This window comes from Amycolatopsis samaneae, from assembly GCF_039541975.1.
Classification (GTDB): domain Bacteria; phylum Actinomycetota; class Actinomycetes; order Mycobacteriales; family Pseudonocardiaceae; genus Amycolatopsis; species Amycolatopsis samaneae.
Genome location: NZ_BAABHG010000002.1, coordinates 129,623 through 154,629, shown reverse-complemented (window position 1 = coordinate 154,629; position 25,007 = coordinate 129,623). Strand labels below are relative to the sequence as shown.

Here is a 25,007-nt window from a genome sequence, read left to right as displayed (position 1 = left end):
TGAGGGACTCTAACGCCCTCATGGTGGCCTTCAGAGACTTCGCGACAGGGCTCGCGGCCACGGTGATGCCTCCGGTGGCCCCGTGCGGATACGACGCGGGGCGTTGCTAATTCGGATTCACCGTCCGTATGGTCGCGTCAGGTGTCGGCCAGCGGGCGGAGCGTGTGGGGGTGGACTCTGGGTTCGAGAACCTAAAGGCCACCCTGGCGCTTGTAACCGGGAAGATCGCGGCCGCGAAGGTGGCCATGGCGCGGGCGCTGCGCCTTCAGGAACAACGTCAAGAACTGCTTGGGCAGATCGCTGACACTCCCGCTTCTCGGAGCGAGCTCACCGTTCCGGGCGACGAAGCTGTTCGTTCGATCACCGTAACGGCTCCGCTGCTTGACGCGGCCGAAGCCTTACTCGGCCACTATCGCACCGTCAAGATCGACTCTTCACGTGGCGACACGCAGCCTGTCGCCCCGCCGCGAGAACCGATCCAACGAACAGGTGTGTCGAGGGGTGTGCTGCCGTCTGCGGATACTCCGGTGCCACGAGGGCTGCTGAAGGCCAAAGCGGAAGGCCGCTGGCGAACTCGTGACGGCGAGGATGTCGTACTCCGCAGCGGCCGGGGTGACGAATGGTGGCACGCCGCAGAACAGTTCGCCCGCGCCCGCGGTCTGATTCCTCCTGACTCCCGTGCAAGTCTGGATCTGTCCAAACATGTGGAGATCAAGCTCGCGATGCGCATGCGGACGTCGGGAAGTGGAGCTGGGAAACACGAGGTTCTCAGAATGGACCGGGAGGTATGCGGGACACTTGCGCATCAGAGCGACTGGGCTCTGACCTGCGACAAGCAACTGGCAACCTACCTGCCGCCGGGTACTACACTGACCGTGATCGAACCTGACGGCACGCGACGCGTTTACACCGGAGACGAGGATCCCGCATGAGTTTCCGCGCCATCTGGGACATCTATCCCGACGACCCGGCCGGTCACGTCGGTGGTGAGAACGTCGTGGTGAGCACTGCCGCCGAGGCGGACCAACTCGTGGAGCGACTGCGGTCACCGCGAGCCGGTACCGCGAAAGTCTGGGGACCGGACATCAGGCAGGACGTCTGGACAGGTCAGCTTCTTCACGTCGGTGTGCACGAGAGCTTCGCTTACATCTCGTACACCTCGGACTCGGTGGGGCTGGTGTTCGCGGACGGCGATCCGGAATCGCCGGAGTACGATTCGCAGGACGAAGAGTTCCCACCGGGATCGGGACTGCCGGTCGGTGTTGTGGCGGCCGGGCTCAAGGAATTCCTTGTCAGCGGCACGCAGCCTCGGGCCATTCCCTGGGCTGCTGCCGCTGGGGAGCTGTGACCGAGTGAGTTGGCGGTGCGCTTCGGCCTCAGCGAGCGATCCGTGCTGGAGCTTGCCGCCGATCTGGTGTGCCCTGGTGGCTTCCCAGCACGTGTCAAGGATCGACGCCGCCGACCGGGCGATCAAGGGCGCGCCGGGCAAGTAGCGAACATCTCGCCCGCCCTCCGCCGCTCCACGGTCAGGCGTCGGCCAGGTCCTGCGCGGCCTGGGTGATGGCGGCGGCGAGAGCTGTCTGGAGCTCGGCGATGTCGCGGCGGGAGAACATGAAGATCTCCTCGTCCGGGCTCACGATCGCGAGTTCCCCGTTGTTCGCCTCGACCGAGCAGACGCGCAGTCGCAGGTGGGCGTCCGTGCAGCGGACGAACCACTCGCGCTGAGGTGCGTCCAGGGTGAACACCGACAGATCGGAAAGGTCACTGGTCATAGGTGTAATATTGACGTGCGTCAGATTTATCTGCAATCCCTCGATAGAGTGAGGGTGCTGGCGATATCAACTGCGGCGGGGTTGACTCTAGACCAGTCGATTACGGAGGTGTGGAGTGGCTCGTCGAGCGGGTCCGTCGGTGAAGTCCCGGCGGATGGCGATCCTGTTGCGGCGGCTGCGCGCGGCCACCGGGCTGAGCGCGGCCGAGGTGAGCAGGCAGACCGAACTGTCGGCCAGCAAGGTCAACCGCATGGAGAACGCCGAGATCGGCTTCTACATGGACGATCTGGAGAAGCTTCTCGACTTCTACCGCGTGTCGGCGAAGCGCCGCGTCGAGATCATGGACATCGCCCGGCACGCCGAGCAACGCGGCTGGCTGCGCATGAACACCCCGAACCAGCCCCAGGACTGGCAGACCTGGGTCGACTTCGAAGCCGAAGCCAGCGGCCTGATGCAATACGAGCCGTTGGTGATTCCTGGCCTGCTCCAGACACCCGAGTACGCCAAAGCGATCATCGAGGCAACGGGGAACGGGCTTTCGGCCGATGAGGTAGATGCGTTGGTGACCAGCAGGATGGCGCGCCAGGGCGTGCTGTCGAAGTCAAAACCCTTGGAACTCAAGGTGATTGTCGGCGAAGGTGTGCTCAGCCAGCCATTCGGCGCGCGTGGTGCACACGCTCGCCAGCTGCGTCGGTTGGTCGACAGCGCCGGTCAGGATCATGTTTCGATCCAGATTCTGCCGACCGAGGCCGGTCTGCATCCTGGTCTGGCGGGCTCGTTCACGATCCTGGAGTACGACGACGAAGCGAGCTTGGTTCTGTTGGAGAACAAGGTGTCCAGCCTGTTCCTGGACGAGCCGGAACACATCGAGATCTACGCACAGACCTGGGCGACGCTGACGGAACTGTGTCCCGGTCCGGAGGAGTCCGTCGAGTTGCTCACAGCCGCCGCCAAGCGGTTTTCCTGAGCCCCAGCATGGGACAATAGCTCCATGAGTTCATACGATCTGCCAGGTCCCCACTGGTTCAAGAGCAGCTACAGCAACTCGACGGCCAACTGTGTCGAGGTGGCGTTCGGGGAGGTGGCCGTCGGTGTCCGGGACTCCAAGGTCCCGGCCCTGCCCGCGCTGACCGTCCCGGCCGCCGCGTGGTCCGCGTTCGTTCGTGAGCTGAACCATTAGTACCGAGGAACTCGCTCGCGAGCAGGACTACGTCACCACCCTTTACCGCAAGCTCGACGCCGAACGCGCCGAGGCACAGCGCAGGCTTGACGAAACCCTCCAGCTGACCGGCGGCACCCCGCAGGCGCGCACCGAACGCGACGTCGCGACGACGCTGTACACCGATCGGCTGGCCCAGCTGGGCTCGGTCGAGCAGGGGCTGTGCTTCGGGCGGCTCGACTTCGTCCCCGGTCACGCCGAGGAGACGACCTACATCGGCAGGCTCGGCCTGTTCGACTCCGACGACGACTACAAGCCGCTGCTGGTCGACTGGCGGGCGCCGGTCGCGCGGCCGTTCTACCTGGCGACCGCGGCGTCCCCCGAAGGGGTGCGGCGGCGCAGGCACATCCGGTCGCTGAGCCGTAAGGTCACCGGCCTCGACGACGAAATCCTCGATCTCACCGCCGCCGACCAGGGCCAGGATCTCGGCCTGGCGGGCGAAGCCGCGCTGCTCGCCGCGCTGGAGCAGCGCCGCACGGGTGAGATGGGCGACATCGTCGCGACCATCCAGGCCGAACAGGACCGGATCATCCGCGCGCCGCTGGGCGGGGTCATGGTCGTACAGGGCGGGCCCGGCACCGGCAAGACCGCCGTCGCCCTGCACCGCGCGGCCTACCTGCTCTACACCCACCGCCAGCAGCTCACCACGCGCGGCGTGCTCGTGGTCGGGCCGAACAGCACATTCCTGCGCTACATCGGGCAGGTCCTGCCCTCGCTGGGGGAGACCGGCGTGCTGCTCGCCACGATCGGGCAGCTTTATCCCGGACTGGACGCCACCGGCGTCGAGTCCCGCGAGGCCGCCGAGATCAAGGGCCGGATCGTCCTGGCCGACGTGCTGGCCAACGCCGTCCGCGACCGGCAGCGGGTCCCGGAACCCGTGCTGGAGATCGAATACGAGCGCGAGCTGCTGCGGCTGGACCGCAGGACCTGTGTCGACGCGCGGACGCGGGCCCGCCGCTCGCGCCGTCCGCACAACCTCGCGCGGCGGCTGTTCGTGTCCGACGTCCTCGACGCGCTGACCCGCCAGGCCGCGCGACGGCTGGGGGAGGACCTGCTCGACGCGCGGGACGTGCAGGACATCCGCGCGGAACTGGCCGCGGACGCGAACATCGCGGCGGCGCTGGAGTCACTGTGGCCGGTCCTCACCCCGGAAGGCGTGCTCGACGACCTGTTCGCCGATAGTGAACGGTTGGACAGTGCGGCGGGGAAACTCCTGTCCGACGCCGAACGTTCGTGTTTGAAGAGCGGTCGCGACGCACGGTGGACTCCCGCGGATGTTCCCCTGCTGGACGAGCTGGCCGAGCTGCTCGGCGTGGACGACACCGAGGCCCGCGTCGAGCGCAAGCGCCGCGAGCGTGAGGACCGCGCGTACGCCGAGGGCGTGCTGGACATCCTCGAACAGGACGAGGAGATCATCGACGAGGAACTGCTGCGCGTGTCCGACGTGCTCGACGCCGAGCTGTTCGCCGAGCGGCAGCAGGCCCGCAGCGAGCTGACCGCCGCCCAGCGCGCCGCGCAGGACCGGACGTGGACCTTCGGGCACGTCATCGTCGACGAGGCGCAGGAACTGTCCGCAATGGACTGGCGGCTGCTGATGCGCCGCTCGCCCAACCGGTCGATGACGCTCGTCGGCGACGTCGCGCAGACCGGCGCCGCGGGCGGGGCGCGTACCTGGGGCGAGGTGCTTTCGCCGTATGTCGCGGATCGCTGGCGGCTCGAACAGCTCACCGTGAACTACCGCACGCCCGCCGAGATCATGGCCGTCGCGGCGCGGGTGCTGGCCGAGGTCGACCCCGCGCTGGAAGCGCCTTCCTCGGTGCGGGAGAGCGGGGTCGCGCCGTGGTCGGTCACCCCGGCCGACGTCGCGGCCGAGCTGCCGGGCCTCGTCACCGCCGAACTGTCCGCTGTGGACGGTGGGACGGTGGCGGTGCTCACCCCGGCCGCCCGCCTCGACGAGGTCCGCGCGCTGCTCGACGGCGCAGGCGACCGGGTGAGCGTGCTCACGGTCGAGCGGGCCAAGGGCCTGGAGTTCGACGCCGTGCTGCTGCTCGCGCCGGACGAGATCGTGGCGGACTCGCCGCGTGGCCTCAACGACCTGTACGTGGCCCTCACCAGGGCGACGAGGCGGCTCGGCGTGATCTCCACCGGATCGACGGTTCCGGCACTGTCCGCGCTTGGTTAAGGTGCCCGCATGCAGAACATCGGCAAGATCGCCGCGATGGGCGCCGCGCTGGCCACGGCCGCCCTCGCGTTGACCGCGTGCGGTCAGAAGGACGCCCCCGCCGCCGCGCAGAGCCCGAGTCGCGAGTGCACGGCGGACGACGTCAAGACCACCGGGAAGTTCGGCGAGGCGCCGACGATCACCATCCCGGACGACTGCACCCCGCCGAAGAAGCTCGTCACCAAGGACCTCTCGGACGGCACCGGTGAGGGCGCCCGGCCCGGCCAGCAGCTGGAAATGAACTACACGCTGGTCACCTGGTCGGACAAGAAGAAGCTGGACAGCTCGTTCGACCGTGGCGAGACGTTCCCGCTGCCGCTGGGCGCGGGCAAGGTCATCCAGGGCTGGGACCAGGGCCTGGCCGGCATCAAGCAGGGCGCGCGGCGGCTGCTGATCATCCCGCCCGACCTCGGCTACCGCCAGGGCGGCAACGGCGTCAAGCCCAACGAGACCCTGGTGTTCGTCACCGACGCCGTCAAGGTCTCCGGCGACACCGGCCCGTGACGGCCTCTGAAGGCCACCTTGAGGGAACTCAAGTCCCTCAAGGTGGCCTTCAGAGGGCTTCAGCGGGCGCGGACGACGCGGCCCTCGTCCCAGACCGGTTCCGGGGTTTCGCGGACGACGCCGTCGGAGCCGAAGACGAGGTAGCGGTCGAACGTCCGGGCGAACCAGCGGTCGTGGGTCACCGCGAGCACCGTGCCCTCGTAGGTCTCCAGGCTGTCCTGCAGCGCCTCGGCGGATTCGAGGTCCAGGTTGTCGGTCGGCTCGTCCAGCAGCAGCGCGGTGGTGCCCGCCAGCTCCAGCTGGAGGATCTGGAACCGCGCCTGCTGCCCGCCGGACAGCTTGTCGAAGACGTGGTCGCCCTGGCGCTCGAGTTCGTAGCGGCGCAGCACGGCCATCGCGGCGCCGCGATCCTTCGCGTGCTCGGTCCAGAGGATGTCGACGAGCGTCCGTCCGGTCAGCTCCGGATGGGCGTGGGTCTGGGCGAAGTGACCGGGGACGACCCGCGCCCCGGACTTCCACAGTCCGGTGTGCGCGACGTCCTCCCCCGCCAGCAGCCGGAGGAAGTGCGACTTGCCCGAGCCGTTGGAGCCCAGCACCGCGACCCGTTCGCCGAATAAGATCTCCAGCGAGAACGGCTTCATCAGCCCGGTGAGCTCCAGCCGCTCGCAGGTGAAGGCCCGCACGCCCGTCCGGCCGCCGCGCAGCCGCATCCGGATGTCCTGCGGCCGCGGCGGTTCGGCGGGCGGGCCCGCCTCCTCGAACTTCCGCAGCCGGGTCTTGGCGGCTTTGTAGCGTGAGGCCATCTCGTCGCTGCGCGCGGCGTACTGCTGCATGTCCAGCACGAGCCGCTTGAGCTGGGCGTGCTTCTCCTCCCAGCGCCGCTTGAGTTCTTCGTAGCGGGCGAAGCGTTCCTTGCGTGCCTCGTGGTAGGTGGCGAACCCGCCGCCGTGCACCCAGGCGTCGCTGCCCGCCGGGCCCGGCTCGACGCTGACGATCTTCTCGGCGGCCCGCGCGAGCAGCTCCCGGTCGTGGGAAACGAACAGCACCGTCTTACGGGTCTGTCCCAGCCGCTCCTCCAGCCACCGTTTTCCCGGTACGTCCAGGTAGTTGTCCGGTTCGTCGAGCAGCAGCACCTCGTCCGGGCCGCGCAGCAGCGCTTCGAGGACGAGGCGTTTCTGCTCGCCGCCGCTCAGTGTCCGCACGAGCCGCCACCGGGCCTTGTCGTAGGGCATCCCGAGCGCCGAGGTGGTGCAGACGTCCCAGAGCGTTTCGGACTCGTACCCGCGCGCTTCGGCCCAGTCGGCCAGCGCCTGCGCGTACTTCAGCTGCGCGGCCTCGTCGTCGGCCGTCATGATCAGTTCCTCGGCGGCGTCCAGCGCGATCGCCGCGTCGCGGACGCGCTGGGGCGCAACCGAAATCAGCAGATCACGCACCGTGCGTTCGTCGCGGACCGAGCCGACGAACTGGGCCATCACGCCGAGCCCGCCGGAGACGGTCACCGACCCGGCGTGCGGGCGCAGTTCGCCGGACAGCAGCCGGAGCAACGTCGTCTTCCCGGCGCCGTTGGGGCCCACCAGCGCCACGACCGCGCCGTCGCCGACCCGGAACGAGACGTCGCCGAGCAGCGTCCGCCCGTCGGGCAGGGTGTATTCGACGTGTGCTGCTTCCAGATGGCCCATGGTCGCGGAGTGTAGCGACCGCTCTCCGCCGTCGCGTCCGATTTTCCGCCGCTCGACCGTCCGAAGTGGACTGAGCGGGGCCGGGGGCGGGCGGTGCGGGTCGCTTGGGGGGATCGCGACCCGCACCGCCCTGCAGGGGTCCCGCCCCGGGGGACGTCGGGGCGGGCATCGGGGGGACGGGCGCGCACCGTCCGTATGACGGTGCTCGGCGCCGTCTCGGCCATGTTCACTCGTTTGCCGTAACCCTCGATGCCCGCGGTGGTCGCCGGGTCACAGACTGAACAGGATCCCGCGGACGATGAGCGCGGCCACGAACACGATCGTGAAGGCGAGATCGAGCGAGATCCCGCCGACCCGCACCGGCCGCGCGACCCGCCGGACCGGCGCGATCACCGGCTCGGTCACCGCGTGCGCCAGCCGCCGCGCCCGCCGGGTCCACGGCGGGCTGTCCACCAGCGCGCCCGCCCAGTCCAGCACCATCCGCCCCACCAGCACGATGATGAACAGCGTCACCACGAACCCGAGCAGCGTTCCGAGAACACCCATGGCAGTTCACTCCCGTCGACACCTTTTCGCCGCCGTTAACCGGACAACGCGGACAGCGTCGCGAAAGTGCTCGGCGCGCGGAATTCACAGCCGATCCTCAGGGGCGGGCCTCCGATCAGCCGGGGGTGACGGACTGGACGGGGCCGGTGAGGAACACCGGGTGCCGGTCGAGGGACAGCGTCAGCCGCCCGCCCGACGGGATCAGGGTGCGGGCGCGGCCGAACCGGTCGGTCAGCCGCACGGGTCCGGACGCGGTGACGGTGGCGCGGTCCGTGCCGGTGGACCAGAGCACGCGGGTGGCGTCCGGCCCGGCGCCGAACCGGTAGGAGTACGACGACGCGGCGAGGGTGTCCCGTCCGCTCGGCCGCAGCCCGGACAGCATCCGGATCAGCACGGCCTGCGCGGCGAGCCCCGGTTTGGGTGCCGGCGCGGCGACGCCGTCGCGGGCCTTGCGCAGCAGGCCGAAGTTCTGTTCCTTGTCGTTCGGGTCGGTGCCGTCGTCGAGCAGGTCGTAGAGGTAGACCTGCCCGACGCCCGCCGCCAGCGCGAGGGTTTCGGCGCGGATCACGTAGTCGGCCTGTTTGGCCTCGTCGCCGCCCGCGCTCGGGGTCGTGGTGCAGCCGGTCTCGGTCATCCAGATCGGCTTGTCCTTGCCCTGGTTGTACTTCCTGACGTTCTGCCGCAGCGTGGCGATCTTGGCGTCGACGACGCCCTCCGGCCCGTCCTTGCAGGCGTAGATGTGCGTGTTCACGGTGTCCATTGCGGACAGTCCGCCCTGCTGGAACAGCGGGACGTGCCATTCCGGCCTGCTGTTGACGTCGACGACGACGTTGGCGTCCGGGTTCTCCTTCTTGGTCACCGTGTACGCCGGTTTGATCAGCCGGTACTGGCAGGCGGGGGTGGCGCCGCAGGTGCCGGTGTTGAAGCCGCCGTAGTACTCGTTGTAGGTCTCGATGTCCTGGGTGACGCCGAGTTTCCGGAAGTGCGCCAGCCACTGGCTTTCGAACCTGGCGAAGGCGTTCAGCCCGGTGGTGCTGCTGGGCGTTTTGTTCCCGTCGTAGAAGGGGTTGTGGTAGGCGGCGATGAGCATCGGGGTGATTCCCTTGTGCTTCGCGGTGACCAGGATGTCCTGATAGGCGGCGGGAACGGTGTAGACGTTCCGGGTCTTCTCGACCGAGTTCCACTCCATGCTTTCGCGCAGGTGCCCGAACCCGATCCTGGCGATCGTGTCGAGCAACGGCTTTTCGTAGCCGATGTCCCAGCTACGCCCGGCGAAATGCGTGTTGACCCCGAACGGCGAGGCGGGATTCAGCGCGCCGTCCGGCACTGGGGTCAGGACGGCGAAAGCGGTGTCGCGGGTCGTGCTCGTCCCGGCGGTGGTGGCGGTCGCCCGGAGGCGGTAGTAGCCGGGACCGAGCGCGCTCACGTCGATGACGCCGTGCCGCCGGTCCAGCACCGCGGTCCCCGACGCGGCGGGGTGACCGTCGGCGTCGGCGACGCTCCACCGCACCCGTGGTTCCGTCGAGCTGAGCGCGATGGTGTTGTGGCCCTGGAGGAAAACCAGATTCGGCGAGGCGATGCCGAGCGTGGGCGCGGCGGCGGCCGACGCCGGTACGGGCGCGAGCAGCGCGCCCGTACCGAGTACGCAGGCGAGTGTGCGGGCGGTCCGGTTCCCGGTGCGCGTGATCCCCATGCTTCGAGGGTGACAGGGCGGGCCGGGGTGACGCCTCGGCACAATTGCCAGCGTCTTCCGGGTGAGGGGCCGTCCTTCTTTCGACGGACGACGGCGGTTCGCCGTCGCGGCCATGATCCGGGGGTGATCTTCCGGAAGGCGCTGCTCGGCACGCTGGTTCTGCTCCTGCTCGGTACCGCCGCGCCGGCGGTGTCGGCGGCCGGGAGATCGGCGGCGGCCGCGCGGGCGGACGCGGCCGAGACCCCGGTGCTCGACTGGGGCCCGTGCCGGGAACCGGGGCTGGAGCGGTACCGGTGCGCGGTGGCCCTGGTGCCGCTGGACTACACCCGCCCGCACGGGAAACGGTTGCCGCTGGCGGTGATCCGGCAGCCCGCCGCCGATCCCGCCCGGCGGATCGGCACGTTGTTCACCGCGGTGGGCGGGCCCGGCGGGTCGGGGTTCGACGCGGCGAAACAGGGGCAGCTCGCTGGGGGTGAGCTGGCTCGCCGGTTCGACGTGGTGAGTTTCGACCAGCGGGGGATCGGCCGCAGCCGTCAGGTGCGGTGTTTCGCCTCGCCCGCCGAGCAGGAACGGTTCTGGGCGGGCACGGCGCTGCCGCCCGCGAATCCGGCGGAGGAACGGCTGGCCGAACGGAAAAGCCGGGAGCTCGCGCGCGGCTGCGCCACGCACGACGCGGAGCTGATCGGGCACCTCACCACGGTCGACGCCGCCAGCGACCTCGATCTGCTGCGTCGCGCCGTCGGCGATCGCGAGACGACGTTCAGCGGCGGCTCGTACGCCAGCTATCTCGGCGAGGTCTACGGCGCGTTGTTCCCCGGCCGGGTTCGCGCGTTGCAGCTGAACGCGATGATCGACCCCGCCGGGTACACCGGGGACACGCTCGGGATGCTGTGGCGGCGTTCGGCGGGGACCGAGGAGGTGCTGCGCGAGTTCGCGCGGCTGTGCACCGAAGCCGGTGCCGCGCGGTGCCCGCTGGCCGGGGACACCCTGGCACGCAACGCCGCCGTGCTGGCCCGGCTTAAGCGCGGGCCGGTCACCGTCGGCCGCGGCGCGGACGCGCTGGAACTGCGCTACGCCGACGTCGTCCCGCTGCACGCGCAGCTGCTCTACGACACCGCGCAAGGCTGGCCCGCGCTGGCCGAGCTGCTCGCCGGGCTGGAGCGCGGCCCGGACGGCGATCCGGCGCCGCTGCGGGAGATCTACCGGGTCACCGGCTTCCGGCTGGACTTCCTGGACTCCTACACGGCGATTTCCTGTGCGGACAACGAGTTCCCGCCGGTTCCCGGGGCGTGGCCCGCGCTGGCGCGCGCGTTCGACACGGCCGCGCCGGTCTACGGCAGACACTGGCTGTACCAGCTCCAGGCCTGCGCGTCCTGGGCCGCGCCGCCGGGCGGCTACCCGCAGCGGCACCGGGGGCCGTGGACGCTGCGTTCCCGGACTCCCGCGCTGCTGGTCAACAACCGCTTCGACCCGGTCACCTCGGTGGCCTTCGCCCACGACGCCCGGCGCGCGCTGGGCAACGCCCGGCTGGTCGTGGTCGACGGGCACGGGCACAACCCGCTCGGCAGCGCCTGCGCCGACCGGCTGCGCGAGGAGTACCTCGTCGATCTCCGGCTTCCCGCGCCCGGGACCCGGTGCGTCCCGGACCACCGGCCGTTCGAGCCGGTACCGGGCGGGTAGGCCGTCGCGGAGGCGTGCCCCGATCGCGTGGCCGGGGTCCCTCGACGGGGCAAGGCTTCGTGTTCATCGTCGGCGGTGGGTCAGCACGCGCGGACACGTCCGTGTTGATCGTGCCGAGCGCCCTGTCCCCGCGCGGACAACTATCTTAAATTCAAGCGGGCGGACTCTTTCGACATCAGACTGCGGAGGTTGACGATGCCTGCTCCGAACGATGACGACGAGGAAAGCCGGCCCGGCTCGGGCAGGCGGGACTTCCTGAAGGGAGCCGCCGCGGCGGCGGCGATGGGGGTCGGCGGCGTAGCCGCCGGTGGCCTGCTGGGCGGCCAGGCCGCGCAGGCCGGTCAGCAGCAGACCGGTCTCCCGCCGATCGGCGCGGAGATCCCGTGCAGCTGCCTCGCGATCAACACCCCGTTGCAGATCAGGACGGCGCTGGTCAGCGTCGACTTCCGGGGCGGGATCAAGGTGCGGGTCGACGTGAACCCGGACGATCCGATCAACTCGGTGCGGCTGCGGGTGGTCGGGCACCGGGTCAGTGCCGAGCTGCCGGGCGGGGACGGCGTGAGCCAGGGCGGCACGATCACGATCGAACAGAACGACATCGATGTCGACGCGAAGAGCCTGTTGAAGCTGACGCAACGGTTCCCGCCGAGGTTCGAGCAGGTCATGGTGCTGAGCTTCACCATGACCATCGACCAGCCGGACGCTCTGCTGCGCCAGGCCGGGATCCGCTCCAGCAAGGCCTACGAGCCGCTGGTACTGACCACGAAGGACCCGGGATTGCTGGTCGGGAAGCTGACCCAGTTCCCGCCGCGGGGTGATCTCTATCAGTTGCAGAACCCGGTGGACCTGGTGCTGCCGGACGACCCGGACACGACCATCGCGACCATCCAGAAGTTCCCGGTGAAGGTCGGCGGCCTCTGATCCTCGGGTGTGCTGAAGGACGCCATCGGTGCGTTCAGTGCACTGAAGGCGTCCTTCAGCACGCCCAACGCACTGAAAGCGTCCTTCAGCACTTCGGCGACGGACGGGGCTGATCGGCTGGAACGTTCACCAGGCCCAGCACAGTCGAGCAGCGTAGGACGGCGTCCGGGTCGCCGGTGAAGGACAGGTCGCCGGTGGCGAGCGCCGCGAACGGCCCGATGGCGCCGGCGCCGATGCGGACGAACGTGGTCGCGTCGGTGCGGACGCGCATCGACGGCGACGCGGCCGGGCCTCGCGCGGTGAGCAGCGCGCCGTGGTCGACGGTGAGGTGGAAAACCTCGTCGTCCACCTGGAATTCGTAGGTCTCGGCGAGCTCCGGCAGCCTGCTCGCGTCGGCCATCGCCTGGACCGCCAGCAGCGCCCAGTGCGGCCGGGTGATCATCTCCGGCGTGGGCTCGCCGAGCAGCCCGATGCCCCATTTGGACAGTGCCAGCACCGGTTCGCGCAACCGCTCGCCGAGTGGCCCGAGCCGGTAGGCCCCGGTGTCCTCCCGTACGACGATCTCGGCCGCGCACAGCTTCTTCAGCCGGTCGGCGAGCAGATTGGTGCCCAGGCCGGGGAGATCGGCGATCAGTTCGGTGTAGCGGCGGGGGCCGAGCAGCAGCTCCCGCACGATCAGCAGCGTCCAGCGCTCGCCGACCGTGTCGAGCGCGGCGGCCAGCCCGCAGTACTGGCGGTAGTGGCGTTCCACCGCCCCAGCGTACTACTGGATTTTCAAGTACGGCGTGAGGGCCGTCCGGAGCTGCTCGGGCACCGGGACCGGCTCCAGCCCGGCCGGGCCGCGGGTCATGCAGGCGATGGCCTGGTGGCCGCGGGCGACCAGCTGCGGGAGCGCGACCTCGGTGCGGAAGTAGTCGAAGGCCATCGCGACCCGGTGGCCTTCGAGCGCGGTGAGGGTCATGCGCAGTTCGACGACGTCGTTCGCGGTCAGCTCGCCGAAGTAGTCGCAGCCGCAGGTGGTGGTGACCATGGCGAAGCCGTCCGACAGCGCTGCGACGACATCGGGGGCGTGCTCGGCGAGGAAGCGTTCCCGGCAGTGTCCCTGCCAGCGCACGTAGTGGGCGAAGTAGACGTTGCCGACGAGGTTGGTCTCCTCCAGCGTGACCGGGTGGCGATAACGGTAGGCGGGGGTCACTGTGTGGCCTCCCCGGCCAGCACCGCGATCGCGACCGGATGCGGCTGCCCGGCGACGGGGACCACGGCCGAGGCGACCAGCGCGCCCCCGGCGCGCAGCACCAGCCAGCCGCCGTCGTAGAACCCGGAAAACTCTGCCACCGAAGGGGAAACGCCCCGCTGTGCGAGGCAGCGCGCGATGGTGACGGCCCGCGCGGCGACGGTGTCCCCGGTTTCCGCGCACGGGCCCGCGATGAGCCGGGTCAGCCCGGGGTCGCCGGGCGCGGCCGCCGGATCGACCGGTGCCCAGGCGCTCGTGACCGGGCCGTCGCCGGTGACCGTCACGGTGAACGGTTCGCCGACGGACACCCGCACCGAGTGGTCCAGGCCGAGCGCGACCGCGGCGCGGGTGAGCAGCGCGGACAGCAGCACGGCGGGCCACGGCCGGTCGTGCGGGAGCGGCCCGGAGTCCGCGAGCCGCAGCCCGGTCCACGCGACGGCGACCGCGCCGCCGTCGTCCTCGGCGAGCACATCCCAGGTGTAGTGGCCGTCCGCCGCCGCGCGTTCGACACCGCGCAGGGTCCACCGGCCACGGGCGGCCGGGTTCGTCTCGACGCGGTCGCAGCCCACCGGTAGCAGCCTGCGCGCGGGGACGCAGGCCTGCAGGACGTGGATGGTGGCGTCGTGGGCGGCCGGATCGCCGAGCACGGTGGTGAACCACGGATCGCCCTCGCGCGCGTCGATGCCGGCCCGGCAGGACCACGGATCCGGCACGGCGGCGGCGCCCACCCGCCGGAACTGTCCACTGTGGAACAGAAGCCGGTCGTACAGTTCCCCTGGATCGACGGCGCCGCGCGCGGGCACCGGCCCCGGATCGGGCCGGGAAGCACTGGGGTGCAAGGGAAACTCGGCGCGGAAGTGGTCGGCCGCGAAGCCGGACTCCGCGCTGCGCAGCACGGTGGTGATCTTCTCGCCCTCGCGCAGCGCGCAGACCCGGACGACGAGCTCGCCGGTGCCGGGCACGAGGACAGGCCGGTCGAACCGGACGTGCTCCGCGACGGTCAGCGCGCGGCCCGCGACGGCGGAGGCGGCCTGCGCCATGGCCTCCAGCCCGGCGACCGCGGGCAGCAGGAGCAGCCCGTCCACCCGGTGATCGGCCAGCCAGCGGTCGGTGGCCGCCGACAGCGTCGTGTCGGCGACGAGTTCGACGTCCGGGTGCCGGACGCGGATCCGCTCCAGGAACCGGCCGCCGGTCGCCGGTGGCGTGCCGCCCGCGCCGAGCCTGCCGTGCACCGCCACGCTCGGCGGCAGCCCGGAAGCGGCGAGCAGGCGCAGGAACAGTCGCGTCCCCTCCTCGACCGGGAGTGGCGTCGTGCCGGTGCGGGCCAGCGCCCGCGTCGCGCCGAGACGATCGGCCATCCCGGTGCCCGACCACGCGGTCCAGTCGATGTTCAGCACCCGGCGGCCTGGCAGCCGCGCCGCCCAGCGCGCCAGCTCCTCGCGGAGGAGCCCGTTGGCGAGCGCGTAGTGGCTCGCGCCCGGCATGCCGTGGGTGCCGATCACCGAGCCGAAGGTGACGAGCGAGCGCAGCGGCTCGTGGGGGAGCGCGCCGAGCAGTGTGCGCAGCCCGGTGACCTTGGGCGACAGATGCCGGGCGAAGTCGTCCTCGCCGAGTTCGGCGAACCGCGCGGGCGTGTTGACACCGCTCGCGTGCAGCAGCGCGGTGACCGGCCCGGTCTCGGCGGTGAGCTTCTCGACGGCCAGTGCGACGGCCTCGGCGTCGGCGACGTCGGCGGACTGGTAGGCGACGCGGATCCCGTCCGCACGCAGGGCGTCCAAAGTGGACCTCAGGCCCGGGTCCGTGTCCGGGTGGGCGCGGCCGAGGATCGCGAGGGTGAGGCCGGTGGCCGTGGCCAGCGCGCGGGCGCACGCGTGGCCGATGCCCCTGCCGCCGCCGCTCACCAGCAGCACGTCCCGCTCGTCGAAGGGAAGCTCGCCGGGAGTGGCGGGCAGGGCCAGTGGTGTCTCGGCCGGTTCGGCGAGTACGCCGTCCTGGCTCACGACGAGTTCGCGGAACCGGCCCGGCTCGGCGTGGAACGCGGAGAAGTCCGTCGTCCCCGGCGGGACCCGGACGAGGGTGAGGCCGAGGCCGGGGTGTTCCTGGTGCAGCGAGCGGAAGAAGCCGGCGGACGCCCGGTCGTGCGTCACTACGACGAGGGCACCTCGATCGAGGGCGGTCCGTGCCGCGGCGAGCAGCTTCCCCACGTCCTCGTGGTCGGGCAGGTACACGGTTTCGCTGGGGTGCCACGGTTCCGGCGGCACCGGGACGAGGGTTTCGGTGAAACAGCCTTGCCAGGGCCGGACGCCGGGGACCGGGCCGCCCTCGGCGGGCTCGTCGGTTTCCGGCAGCCGTTCGAGCTCGGCGATCACCTCGGCGACCGAGGCGTCGGCGAAGGCCGTCGACAGCGCGGGCGGCTTCCGGCCCAGCGCCCCGGCCGCCTCGGTGAGCAGTTGCGTGGCGCGCAGCGAACTCAGGTTGAGGTCGCTGAGCAGCCGGGCTCCCGGCCGGATGAGCGCGGTGCCGAGTTCGGTGGCCTCGGCCAGCAGGCGCGTGACCGTCGCGGCGGCGTCGTGGGCGGGCACGGCCGCTTCCCCGGCGGTCCTGGGCGCGGGCACCACCGGTGCCACCGCCGCGCAGGGGTTCGCCAGGAACACCGGCACGCGGCCCAGGTCGATGGGCCGGGCGGCGCGCCGGGCGAACAGCGGGGCGAGTTCCTTGGCCGCGCCGGCGGCGAACAGCGCGCCGGCGGACTCCGCCGTGCCCCGGCCACCGGGCGCCCCGGGGTCCATGCCGACCGCCGGGACCGCCGACTCCCCGGACACCAGGCTCGTCAGCGCGTGCCCCGCGCCCGCCTCGCAGAACAGGTCGGTGCCCGCCTCGGCCGCCCGCACCGCGTCACGGAACAGCACCGGTGAACACAGCTGGGCGACCAGCAGCTCGGTCAGGTCGTCGGCGGCGGTGAGCGCGCGTCCGTACACAGTGGACAGCACGGTGCGGTCCGCCGCCGAGACCGGTATCTCCCGCAGAACCTCGCGCAGCGGCCCGGCGCAGGCGGCCATGGCGGCGCTGTGGAACCCGTGGGAGACCGGGAGCCGCCGGGTCGCGACGCCGCGCCGTGCGGCCGCTTCCGCCACGGCGTCCAGCTCCGCGAGCTGGCCCGCCAGCACCTGTGCCCGCGCGCCGTTGTCCGCCGCGAGCACCACGCCGGTCCCGGCACAGAGCTCCTCGGCCGTGGCGGCGTCGGCGGTCACGGCGAGCATCCCGGTGCCACCGGCGCCGTGCCCGGCCATGATCCGGCCGCGTTCGGCGACCAGCCGCGCACCGTCCTCAGTGGATAGAACACCCGCCCAGGTCAGCGCCGCGAGCTCGCCGAGGCTGTGCCCGATCGCGGCGACCGGCGCCACCCCCAGCGTGTCGAGCCCGGCCAGCGCGGACAGGCAGGCGCGGTAGACCGCGGGCTGGGCCAGCGCGGTGTCGGCCGGTTCCGCGCCGCTCGCGCCCTGGCCGGGGAACAACAGCGTCACCCGGCCCGCCACGTCGTTGCCCAGCCACCGCCCCGGCGCCGAGGACAACCGTCCACAAGGGACATGGGGCAGCTCGGCCGCCGCCTTGGCCGCGAATTCGGCGAGTTCCTCGGGGGTCCGCACCACCAGCGCGGCGCGGACCGGGCCCACCGCCGTCCGGCGGCCGTGGTGACAGGCGAGGTCGTGCAGCTCCGCGTACGACAACCGGGGCGCGGCGGCGGCGATTTCGGTCAGCGCGGCGACCGTGGTGGCGACGTCGTGGCCGCCGACGGCGACGACGTCCACCTCCGGGGCGGGCTCGGCGACCACCGGCCGCGCGGGATGCCGCCGGGGTGCCGGGCCGGGCGCGCTCAGCAGCACGTGGGTGTTGATCCCGCCGAACCCCATGGCGCTGACACCCGCCGTCCGCGTCCCGCCGGGCCACGGCTCCGGCGCGGACAGCACGCGCAGGGTCTCGCCGAGCGCGGGGTGCGGCCGCTCGCACCCGGTCGAGGGCGGCAGCAGACCGGAGGCGACGCTCAGCGTGGCCTTGACGAGCCCGGCGACCCCGGCGGCGGCCTTGGTGTGCCCGATGTTGGCCTTGACCGAGCCGAGCGCGGCGGGCGCCGCGCCGGAGCGGACGCGGTTCAGCGCGGTCAGCTCGACGAGGTCCCCGACCGCGGTCCCGGTGCCGTGCCCCTCGTAGAGGCCGACCTCGCCGTGGCCGATCCCGGCCATCGCGGCCGCCCGGCGCAGCGCGAGCACCTGCCCGTCCACCTCGGGGCGGGTGATGCCGCCACGCCCGTCCGAGGAGACGCCCCAGCCGCGGATCTCGGCGTACACCGGCATCCCGGCCGCGCGCGCGTCCCCGGCGCGGACGAGCGCGAGCATGCCGCAGCCCTCGCCCGGCCAGAACCCGGCCGAACGCTCGTCGTAGACCCGCATCGGCCCGGCGGCGAGCGCGCCCGTCTTGGCGAAACCCACCAGCTCGAACGGGTCCAGCGACAGGTCGACACCACCGGCCAGCGCGAAGTCGGCGGCACCGGTGGCCAGTGCGCGGCAGGCGGTGATCACCGCGAGCGCCGAGGAGGCGCAGGCACCGTCCACAGTGTACCCACCGCCGTGGAAGCCGAAGTGGTTGCAGATCCGGCCCGCGATGGTGTTGGCGAGGCTCCCGGCCAGTGTTTCGTCACCGACCTCGGGAAACGCCGCCAGATAACGACGTTCGACCGCCTCCAGCGCCGCGTCGTCCACTTCGGACAGCGAGGCGCGCAGCACGTCGCGTACGTAGGGCCAGCGCAGGCGCAGCGCGTTCGCCCTGGTGACGTCCCCGGTCAGGCTGTTGCCCACGACCACGGTGACCCGGTCCGTGTCCAGTCCGGCGCCCCCCGGCCGCCCGGCGTCGGCGAGCGCGCGTGCCGCGGTCTCCAGCGCCAGCCAGTGCGCCGGATCGGTGGCGCGGAAGACCGGGCCGGGGACGCGGAACTCGTCGCGGTCGAAGTGCCAGTCCGCCAGTACCGCCGCCCGGGTGCTGTAGGTCCGGTCCGGCACGGCCGCGTCGGCGGCCCAGTAGTCCTCGAGGTCGAGCCGCTCGGCGGGCAGCCTGCGGAACGCGCGCCGCCGCTGGAGCACGACCTCCCAGAGCTGGGCGGGATCGTCGGCGTCCGGATAGCGGCAGGCCATCCCGGTGACCGCGATCGGCTCGCCGTGTTCCCGGCGGCTCACGCCGGTTCCCTGGCCTGCACCGGCATTTCGGCCCTCGGCGCCGGCACCAGCACGTTCCACTGTGGACTCCGGCGGGCGGCCACGACGAGCACCACCGCGCGCAGCACGCAGGTGATCGTCAGCGCGAAGAACAGCCCGAACACGACGTGGAACTGCACCAGCACCCCGTACACCGCGGCGGTGGCGAGTCCGAAGAGGACCTGGCCGCGGCGGCTGGACGGGGTGGTGCCGGGGTCGGTGATCATGTAGTTGGTGAACAGGACGAACGCGGTGCCGGTGACCGGCAGGACCGCGCTCACCAGTGAGATGTCGGTGATCAGCGTGCGCAGCACCGCCTGGGCGAGGAAGCCGCCGACCCAGCCGAGGATCAGCGGGATCTTCCCGGTCAGCTGCGCGTTGAGCATCGTCCCGGCGATCAGCAGCAGCGCGGGCACCACGGCACCCCAGGCGCCGGTGACCCATTCGGTGAACTCGTACGGCGGCGCGATGCCGACCCACGGGAACAGCAGCAGGACCAGCACGATCCCGGCGTTGCTCGGATTGAGCACGTGCCGGAGTTTCCCGCCGACGCGGACGCGGAAGACGTACTTGGTGGCCACACCCGCCACCGCGGCGAGCACCGTCGGCATGAACCGGTCGTCGGCGAACAGCAGCATCGCGCAGGCGATGCCGGTGATGTAGGCCGGGAGCAGGAAGTCCACCACCGCGCCCGGTTTCCCGAGATAGCGGGGACGGCGTCGCTCGACGGCGGCTTCCACCGATTCGAGGACGATCTCGGCGGCGAGCGCGGCGAGCGCCGCGACGACCGGGGTCAGGTAGGCCTGCTCGAACCCGAGCACGGTGTGCCCGAGCACGGTCAGCGCCGTGATCGACATCCCGAACCGGCGCAGCGCCGCGGACCGGCGCTCGGCGGGTGACTTGCTCACCGTTCCTCCTCGATCGTCCCGTCCGCGCCGAGGCGCAGGGTGTGCCAGCCGGGTGCGAGCGACGCCGTCGCGGTGTGGTGGTGGCCGCAGCCGTCCCGCCACGCCAGCCGCACCGGCACCCTTTCCGGTGGCCGCGCGCCCAGGCCGAAGTGCAGGTCCGGGGCGTTGACCCCGTTGTGCCCGTTGGCCGGGTACACCTCCTGCAGCCGGGTGCCCCCGTCCGGTGTGGGTACCTGCGCCTCGGCGCCGATCGCGGGGGTCAGCGGACCGGCGGTGCCCGCCCGGTAGGCCGCGTCCCCGGCGGGGCGGAGCAGCCGCAGGCCGAGGAAGGCCCCGGCCGCCGCGGTGTTGCGGTACAAAGTGGACGGTGCCCACTGGTTGGCGGTGACGAAGTCCAGCCGTCCGTCGCCGTCCACGTCGCCGACGGCGAACGCCCGGCTGACCGCGTCCGTGCCGACCCCGGCCCGCTCGGCGACGTTCACGAACCGGCCGTCCTCGCCGCGCGCGAAGAACGTGTTGCGGTCGTGGCCGGACAGGTCGGTGCCCTCGGTGAACCGCGGCCACAGCGCCGGGTGGCTCAGCACCAGGTCGTTCGACATCGCCGTCTCCTGCAACTGCGCCCACCGGTTCACCGTCCCGGCGACGAACCCGGTGGCGTGCATGACCTCGTCGGACCCGGCGTTGTCGAAGTCGGCGGCCTTGACGTCCCACGACCAGCCCGAGCGGGCCAGCCCGAGGTCCTCGCTGTGGTCGTCATACGGCGCGTCGCCCGCGCGCAGCCGCTCGGCGGCCGTGGCGCGGTCGGCGGTGGCGACGAAGGCGAAGTTGCTTTCCTGCAAGGCATACGGCTCGGTGATGTTGCTGACCAGGATGTCCGGGACACCGTGCGCGGCGAGGTCGGCGAAGGCCACGCCCATGCCCTTGAACGAATCGGTGCCGAGCACCTTCGACTTCGGCGTCGCCGCGTGCCGCGTCCCGGTCGCGGTCCGGAACGCGAGGTGTCCCGGGGTGGATTCGTTGACCAGCAGGTGATCGGGCCCGAAATCGTTGGCGACGTAGAGGTCCGGCAGCCCGCGGCCGCCGATGTCCTGCGCGGCGAGCGCGAGCGCCCAGCCGGTCCTGGCCTCCGCCGGGAACGCGCCGGGCGCCTCGGCGAACCGGCCGGCGCCGGTGGACCGGAACAGCCGCAGGGTGCCCGCGTTCGTCGCGTGCGAGAGCGAGTCGTTCATCACCAGCTCGGGTTGCCGCGCGGTGGGGTCGAGCACGCGGGCGCCGTCGGGGAAGTAGTTGCCGAACACGAGATCGACGTGCCCGTCGCCGTCGAAGTCCCCGACCGTGGCGGCGTTGGTGTTCCACACCTGCCACGGGCTGACCAGCTCACGGGGGCGGAACGCCGCCGCCGAGGGTGGCGTGCCGGGGACCCGCCCGAACACCACCGGGGACCGGCCCCAGTAGTAGACGATCACGTCCTGCCAGCCGTCCTCGTCCACGTCCACCGGAAGACAGCCCATCGGCGCCGCGTAGGACGGCGTTTCGAGACCGGCCGGGGTGAGGGTGAACGGCTGGTACCGCGCCCCGGTGGTCGGCGCGGGTTCGACGGTCACCGTGTCGGTGCGCGGATCGACCAGGCAGACGTCGTGGGAGACCCGGCCCCCGTCCGCGGCGAACAGCGCCGTGGCCGCGCCCACCGAGGAGATCCACGACCGGATCCGCTCGTAGGCGGGGGCGACCGTCCGCACCCGCCGCTGGTCCGGCGCGTCCGGCGGGCTGACCGCGTGCGCGGCGAACGAAAAGCGTTGCGCCAGCGCGGATTCCCCGGCCGAGGACGGCGCGGGGGCGACGGTGAACGCGAACACCGCGGCACAGCCCGCCAGTGCGACCACCCGGGTGAGGTGGCGGCGCATGAACGGTCTCATCGGCTGTTCCTCTCCCACAGATGCCGGATTTCCGCCCGCCAGCGCTGGTAGTGCGCGAGTGCGTGCGGCCGGGGTCCCAGCTTGGTCAGTGCCCGGTCGGTCCAGGACGCGGCGGTGGCGGCGTCGGCACCCGTCAGCACCTCGGCGGCCTTGTCGGTGTGCGCGGGGACGATCCCGGCGACTCGCCGCGCGGCGCAGGCGAACGCGCTGCCCTGCGCGAGATGCGCGCGGTAGGGCCCGGACTCCTCGGCCAGCCTGGCCAGTTCCCCCGCGTCGGCACCGCCCGCGTAGGTGGCGGCGAGCCCCGCCCCGCTCCACAGGTCCGCCCGCCGCGGCTCGGGGAACTCGGCGATGCGCAACGCCACCCCGTCGGGGTCGGCGCATTCGCAGAACCACAGCGCGCGGCCCAGTCCCTGGTCGCGGACCCGCCGGACGTCACGGTGGAGCCCGCGCTCCACGCGTTGCCGCCCGATCACCCGGTCGGCGTGGAAAAACCCTTGGTGGAAGCCGAATCCGTCCCAGGCCAGCCAGCGCAGCAGCGGGTCCGCGCCCGCCGGGCCGCGCACCGGCCGCAGCCGCAGCCGCGCGTACGCCCAGCCCACGCCGACGTGCACCAGATGCGGATGACCCGCCGCCGGGCCGCGCAGCAGGGCATCGACGCGGTGGCGCCGCCGGGGGAGGAGCAGGTCGAGCAGCGCGCAGCCCATCCCGGCCCCCTCGAACGCGAAACCGGCCAGTTCCGGGCCCAGTCCGGCGATCCGGGCGGCGAGCGCGTCTCCGCTCGTTTCGAGCGAGGCGTTCAGCCCGGTCAGGAACGCCCGCCCCGCCGTTTCGAGCACCTCTCGTGCCGGGCCGGGGCGCAGCCGGAACCGGCGCGGCCCGAAGTCGACCCGGCCCATGTCCTGGCGCAGCAGCCGCGCCACCACACCGGCGCTCACCGGGCCCCGCCCCGGGTCACCAGCACGCGTTCCATCAGCGCGGTCACCAGGAAGGGCTCGGCCTCCCGCTGGAAGTCGACGTCCGGGTGGAACTCCCGCACCGTGCCCTCCAGCACCAGCAGCGAAAGGATCGGGAACACGAACTGCGGATCGGCGTGGAACCCGTGCCGCCGCTGGAGGTCGAAGAGCCGGGTGGCGAACGAAACCAGGTCGAACTCGCCCCCTCGCCTGCCGGTGTGCGCCGTCACCAGCGCGGCGAGGCCGGCGCGGAACGCGCCGCGATCGGCGTCCGGCGTGTCCCCGGCGGTGGAGAGCACGATGTCGGCGCAGGCCTCGCCGTCGCCCTGGCTCATGCAGTAGAAGAACGCGGCGAACTTCTCCCGCGCCTCGTCCGTCAGCCGCACGGTGAACCCCGCGTCGAGGATGACGATCGTGCCGCCGGGGCGGAGGTAGAGGTTGCCCGGATGCAGATCGCAGTGCACCACGCCGTCGAGGAAGAGCATCCGGTACACCGCGCGGAGCGCGGTCACCACCGCGCGCCCGCGCTCGGCGTCGTCCAGCTCCCCCGGGCCCTGCCGGACGAGACCGGCCACGAAGTCCATCACCAGCAGGTCACCGGTGGACAGCTCCCGGTCGACGGCGGGCACGGTGACCCCGGCGATCGAGGACAGCGCGGCGCGGAAGCCGTCGAGCGATTCCGCCTCCCGCCGGAAGTCCAGCTGGGCGCGGATGCTCGCGGTCAGCCGCGTGACGATCTCCGTCACCGGGACGCCGCGCAGCCACGGCAGCCGCGCGAGCAGCGCCGCGCCCCGCTCGAACAGCGCGAGATCGGCGGGCAGCGACCGGTCGACACCCGGCCTGCGCACCTTGACCGCGACCTCGCGGCCGTCCGGCAGCACACACCGGTACACGCACGCGACGCTGCCCGCGCCGACCAGCCGGGTCCCGGTGGCGCCCAGCCGCGAGCGCAGCATCGGCGCCGCCGTGCGCGGCGGCACCGGGCGGACCCGGTCGTAGAGCCGGTGCAGTGCCCGGCACACCGGCGGGGGCAGGAGGTCCGCGCGGGTGCTGAGCAGCTGGGCCGCCTTCACGTACGCGGGACCCAGCGCGACCAAGGTGTCCGCCAGCCAGCGCCCGCGTCCGTCGTGCCCGCGCCGGAACAGCGAAAGGACCGCCGTCACGGCCAGCGAGGGTAATCGTCCACAAAGGACGAACAGGGTCCGTGTCATCCGCAGCGCCAGCGTTCCGCCGCCGACCACCTGGCTCGTCATCGGTACGGAATGCTCCTTCCGATCAGCTGTCCAGGGCACCGCCGACCGACGCTACAACCGCCCTTCCGCGCTGTCCTGCCGCGAGGACAACACCATCCTTTCCGGCGATACCCGGTAACGGCATCCGATCGCATGAGGCTCCCCGGTGATTGCCTACGGGCTGTGCTCGCCGGGCCCGCCGGGGTCCCACCCGCACGGCCCAGGCACGGGGCCATGGAGGGAGGGCGGTGCCGCTATCGCGAGCGATGATCACTGAGCGGCATCGGGCGCCGGCGCCCCGATCCGTCTCCTGAACGGGTGAGCGCGGGGCCGGGATCCCCTTGCCGGGCAAGGGAAGGGGATCGTCAGAGCGCGCCGGCGCGGAGGGCGTAGGCGACCGCGTGCGCGCGGGTCTTCAGGTCGTGGCGGGCCATCAGGCCGTAGAGCGTGTTCTTCACGGTGCGTTCCGAGTAGGACAGCTTCCCGGCGATCTCCACGGTGTCCAGCCCTTCGGCCACCAGCCGGAGCACGTCACGTTCCCGCATCGACAGGACCGACAGCGTGAGTCCCCGCGGTTCGAGCAGTTCCCGCCGTATCTGGTCCAGCCGCGCCAGCAGCGCCCCCAGCAGCCGGGGGGACAGGTGCGCGGTTCCGTTCCTCGCGCCGAGGACGGCCGTGATCAGGCCGGTGGAGTCGATCTCCGCCTTCGGCAGGATCGCCGTCACCCCGCACTCCACGGCGGCCAGGATGCCCGCCTCGTCGAACCGGTCGGTCACCACGACGCAGTGCGCCCGCGCCGGGTGTTCCCGTTCCGCGCCCGCTTCCCGCAACCGGGCGAGCACCGGCTCGGTGACGACGTCCTCGATCACCAGCAGCACACTCGCCCGCGCGCGATCGGCGTCGTCGAGCACGGTGACCTCCGGATGCCGCTCCAGCAGGCTTCGCGCGCCATGTCTGCTGATCCGGTCGGACGTCAGGATCGCGACCTCGACGGTTTTCACGGTGTTTCCCCCCGCTCCGGCCCCGCCGGGCCGCCGTGGCAAAGCCGCTACCGGCGGTACCGGTAGTGGTGGACGATCAGCGCGGCGGCGCAGCCGAGGGTGACCAGGCCGAACGGGATCTCGGCGGCGGCGCCGAGGTTGCTGGAGGAGACCGCGATGGTCCCGGCCACGCCGGCGGCGAGTGCCAGCCACAGCAGCGTGCGCCCGGCTCCGCCCGGTTTTCCCCGGCGTGGCTCGGATCCTTCGTCGGGCTGCTGGGGGTCGTTCATCGGCCGCGCT

General features: G+C 72.0%; 21 protein-coding genes. 8 read left to right on the top strand and 13 right to left on the bottom strand.

Annotated features, from left to right (window positions below):
* The first annotated feature begins 170 nt into the window (after window positions 1–170).
* Together ABD987_RS03925 and ABD987_RS03920 are read left to right on the top strand one after the other, a co-directional pair.
* Window positions 171–932: a DddA-like double-stranded DNA deaminase toxin gene (locus tag ABD987_RS03925; protein ID WP_345386991.1), complete on the top strand. Its 762-nt coding sequence runs from the start codon at window positions 171–173 to the stop codon at window positions 930–932.
* Window positions 929–1,348: an Imm1 family immunity protein gene (locus tag ABD987_RS03920; protein ID WP_345386989.1), complete on the top strand. Its 420-nt coding sequence runs from the start codon at window positions 929–931 to the stop codon at window positions 1,346–1,348. The genes ABD987_RS03925 and ABD987_RS03920 overlap by 4 nt, the downstream gene beginning before the upstream one ends.
* 178 nt (window positions 1,349–1,526) lie before the next feature.
* Here the strand turns inward: ABD987_RS03920 and ABD987_RS03915 are convergent, their stop codons facing one another.
* Window positions 1,527–1,772, bottom strand: coding sequence for a hypothetical protein (locus ABD987_RS03915; RefSeq protein WP_345386987.1), 246 nt, complete (start codon window positions 1,770–1,772; stop codon window positions 1,527–1,529).
* A 154-nt stretch (window positions 1,773–1,926) separates the two neighbouring features.
* Here ABD987_RS03915 and ABD987_RS03910 point away from each other — a divergent pair, with 154 nt between their 5' ends.
* Genes ABD987_RS03910 through ABD987_RS03895 form a run of 4 tightly spaced genes read left to right on the top strand, consistent with a single transcriptional unit; the run spans window position 1,927 to window position 5,716 of the window.
* Window positions 1,927–2,739, top strand: a complete 813-nt coding sequence (locus ABD987_RS03910) for a helix-turn-helix domain-containing protein (RefSeq protein ID WP_345386985.1) — start codon at window positions 1,927–1,929, stop codon at window positions 2,737–2,739.
* A 24-nt stretch (window positions 2,740–2,763) separates the two neighbouring features.
* Complete coding sequence (locus ABD987_RS03905; protein WP_345386983.1) at window positions 2,764–2,952, top strand: DUF397 domain-containing protein; 189 nt, start codon at window positions 2,764–2,766, stop codon at window positions 2,950–2,952.
* The gene (locus ABD987_RS03900; RefSeq protein WP_345388221.1) at window positions 2,948–5,173 is read left to right on the top strand and encodes a HelD family protein; all 2,226 of its coding nucleotides are present in this window, start codon (window positions 2,948–2,950) and stop codon (window positions 5,171–5,173) included. The genes ABD987_RS03905 and ABD987_RS03900 overlap by 5 nt, the downstream gene beginning before the upstream one ends.
* Window positions 5,174–5,182: 9 nt before the next feature.
* Complete coding sequence (locus tag ABD987_RS03895) at window positions 5,183–5,716, top strand: FKBP-type peptidyl-prolyl cis-trans isomerase (protein ID WP_345386981.1); 534 nt, start codon at window positions 5,183–5,185, stop codon at window positions 5,714–5,716.
* Window positions 5,717–5,775: 59 nt separating this feature from the next.
* On the opposite strand, the gene ABD987_RS03890 is transcribed toward ABD987_RS03895, so the two are convergent.
* The 3 genes from ABD987_RS03890 to ABD987_RS03880 all read right to left on the bottom strand — a co-directional run bounded on the left by ABD987_RS03890 (window position 5,776) and on the right by ABD987_RS03880 (window position 9,634).
* Window positions 5,776–7,395: an ABC-F family ATP-binding cassette domain-containing protein gene (locus tag ABD987_RS03890; RefSeq protein WP_345386979.1), complete on the bottom strand. Its 1,620-nt coding sequence runs from the start codon at window positions 7,393–7,395 to the stop codon at window positions 5,776–5,778.
* Between the two features lie 270 nt (window positions 7,396–7,665).
* Entirely contained in the window at window positions 7,666–7,941 is a 276-nt protein-coding gene (locus ABD987_RS03885; RefSeq protein WP_345386977.1) for a YggT family protein, read from the bottom strand.
* A 115-nt stretch (window positions 7,942–8,056) separates the two neighbouring features.
* The gene (locus ABD987_RS03880; RefSeq protein WP_345386975.1) at window positions 8,057–9,634 is read right to left on the bottom strand and encodes a glycosyl hydrolase; all 1,578 of its coding nucleotides are present in this window, start codon (window positions 9,632–9,634) and stop codon (window positions 8,057–8,059) included.
* A gap of 123 nt (window positions 9,635–9,757) precedes the next feature.
* Here ABD987_RS03880 and ABD987_RS03875 point away from each other — a divergent pair, with 123 nt between their 5' ends.
* On the top strand, window positions 9,758–11,314 hold the full coding sequence (locus tag ABD987_RS03875; protein WP_345386973.1) for an alpha/beta hydrolase: 1,557 nt from the start codon (window positions 9,758–9,760) through the stop codon (window positions 11,312–11,314).
* Between the two features lie 195 nt (window positions 11,315–11,509).
* A complete protein-coding gene (locus tag ABD987_RS03870; RefSeq protein ID WP_345386971.1) occupies window positions 11,510–12,235 on the top strand; it encodes a twin-arginine translocation signal domain-containing protein in 726 nt (241 codons plus the stop codon).
* Between the two features lie 85 nt (window positions 12,236–12,320).
* Here ABD987_RS03870 and ABD987_RS03865 read toward each other — a convergent pair whose 3' ends face one another.
* From ABD987_RS03865 to ABD987_RS03825, 9 genes are all read right to left on the bottom strand, one after another.
* Complete coding sequence (locus ABD987_RS03865) at window positions 12,321–12,986, bottom strand: winged helix-turn-helix transcriptional regulator (protein WP_345386969.1); 666 nt, start codon at window positions 12,984–12,986, stop codon at window positions 12,321–12,323.
* 12 nt (window positions 12,987–12,998) lie between these two features.
* Window positions 12,999–13,430, bottom strand: coding sequence for an acyl-CoA thioesterase (locus tag ABD987_RS03860; protein ID WP_345386967.1), 432 nt, complete (start codon window positions 13,428–13,430; stop codon window positions 12,999–13,001).
* The gene (locus ABD987_RS03855; RefSeq protein ID WP_345386965.1) at window positions 13,427–18,697 is read right to left on the bottom strand and encodes an SDR family NAD(P)-dependent oxidoreductase; all 5,271 of its coding nucleotides are present in this window, start codon (window positions 18,695–18,697) and stop codon (window positions 13,427–13,429) included. The genes ABD987_RS03860 and ABD987_RS03855 overlap by 4 nt, the downstream gene beginning before the upstream one ends.
* Window positions 18,694–19,623, bottom strand: a complete 930-nt coding sequence (locus ABD987_RS03850; protein WP_345386963.1) for an enediyne biosynthesis protein UnbU — start codon at window positions 19,621–19,623, stop codon at window positions 18,694–18,696. The genes ABD987_RS03855 and ABD987_RS03850 overlap by 4 nt, the downstream gene beginning before the upstream one ends.
* Window positions 19,620–21,539, bottom strand: coding sequence for an FG-GAP-like repeat-containing protein (locus tag ABD987_RS03845; RefSeq protein ID WP_345386960.1), 1,920 nt, complete (start codon window positions 21,537–21,539; stop codon window positions 19,620–19,622). Before ABD987_RS03845 ends, ABD987_RS03850 begins: the two co-directional genes overlap by 4 nt.
* On the bottom strand, window positions 21,536–22,477 hold the full coding sequence (locus ABD987_RS03840; protein ID WP_345386958.1) for a DUF1702 family protein: 942 nt from the start codon (window positions 22,475–22,477) through the stop codon (window positions 21,536–21,538). The genes ABD987_RS03845 and ABD987_RS03840 overlap by 4 nt, the downstream gene beginning before the upstream one ends.
* Window positions 22,474–23,748, bottom strand: coding sequence for an ABC1 kinase family protein (locus ABD987_RS03835; protein ID WP_345386956.1), 1,275 nt, complete (start codon window positions 23,746–23,748; stop codon window positions 22,474–22,476). The genes ABD987_RS03840 and ABD987_RS03835 overlap by 4 nt, the downstream gene beginning before the upstream one ends.
* 344 nt (window positions 23,749–24,092) lie before the next feature.
* Window positions 24,093–24,728 (bottom strand): helix-turn-helix transcriptional regulator, encoded by a 636-nt coding sequence (locus ABD987_RS03830; protein WP_345386954.1) that lies wholly within the window; start codon window positions 24,726–24,728, stop codon window positions 24,093–24,095.
* Window positions 24,729–24,775: 47 nt separating this feature from the next.
* Entirely contained in the window at window positions 24,776–24,997 is a 222-nt protein-coding gene (locus ABD987_RS03825) for a hypothetical protein (protein WP_345386952.1), read from the bottom strand.
* Window positions 24,998–25,007: the final 10 nt, after the last annotated feature.

Coding starts and splice junctions, on each gene's coding strand:
- ABD987_RS03920 (WP_345386989.1), top strand. CDS start 929: ATGAGTTTCCGCGCCATCTGGGACATCTATCCCGACGACCCGGCCGGT.
- ABD987_RS03915 (WP_345386987.1), bottom strand. CDS start 1,772: ATGACCAGTGACCTTTCCGATCTGTCGGTGTTCACCCTGGACGCACCT.
- ABD987_RS03910 (WP_345386985.1), top strand. CDS start 1,927: ATGGCGATCCTGTTGCGGCGGCTGCGCGCGGCCACCGGGCTGAGCGCG.
- ABD987_RS03905 (WP_345386983.1), top strand. CDS start 2,764: ATGAGTTCATACGATCTGCCAGGTCCCCACTGGTTCAAGAGCAGCTAC.
- ABD987_RS03895 (WP_345386981.1), top strand. CDS start 5,183: ATGCAGAACATCGGCAAGATCGCCGCGATGGGCGCCGCGCTGGCCACG.
- ABD987_RS03890 (WP_345386979.1), bottom strand. CDS start 7,395: ATGGGCCATCTGGAAGCAGCACACGTCGAATACACCCTGCCCGACGGG.
- ABD987_RS03885 (WP_345386977.1), bottom strand. CDS start 7,941: ATGGGTGTTCTCGGAACGCTGCTCGGGTTCGTGGTGACGCTGTTCATC.
- ABD987_RS03880 (WP_345386975.1), bottom strand. CDS start 9,634: ATGGGGATCACGCGCACCGGGAACCGGACCGCCCGCACACTCGCCTGC.
- ABD987_RS03870 (WP_345386971.1), top strand. CDS start 11,510: ATGCCTGCTCCGAACGATGACGACGAGGAAAGCCGGCCCGGCTCGGGC.
- ABD987_RS03845 (WP_345386960.1), bottom strand. CDS start 21,539: ATGAGACCGTTCATGCGCCGCCACCTCACCCGGGTGGTCGCACTGGCG.
- ABD987_RS03835 (WP_345386956.1), bottom strand. CDS start 23,748: ATGACGAGCCAGGTGGTCGGCGGCGGAACGCTGGCGCTGCGGATGACA.
- ABD987_RS03825 (WP_345386952.1), bottom strand. CDS start 24,997: ATGAACGACCCCCAGCAGCCCGACGAAGGATCCGAGCCACGCCGGGGA.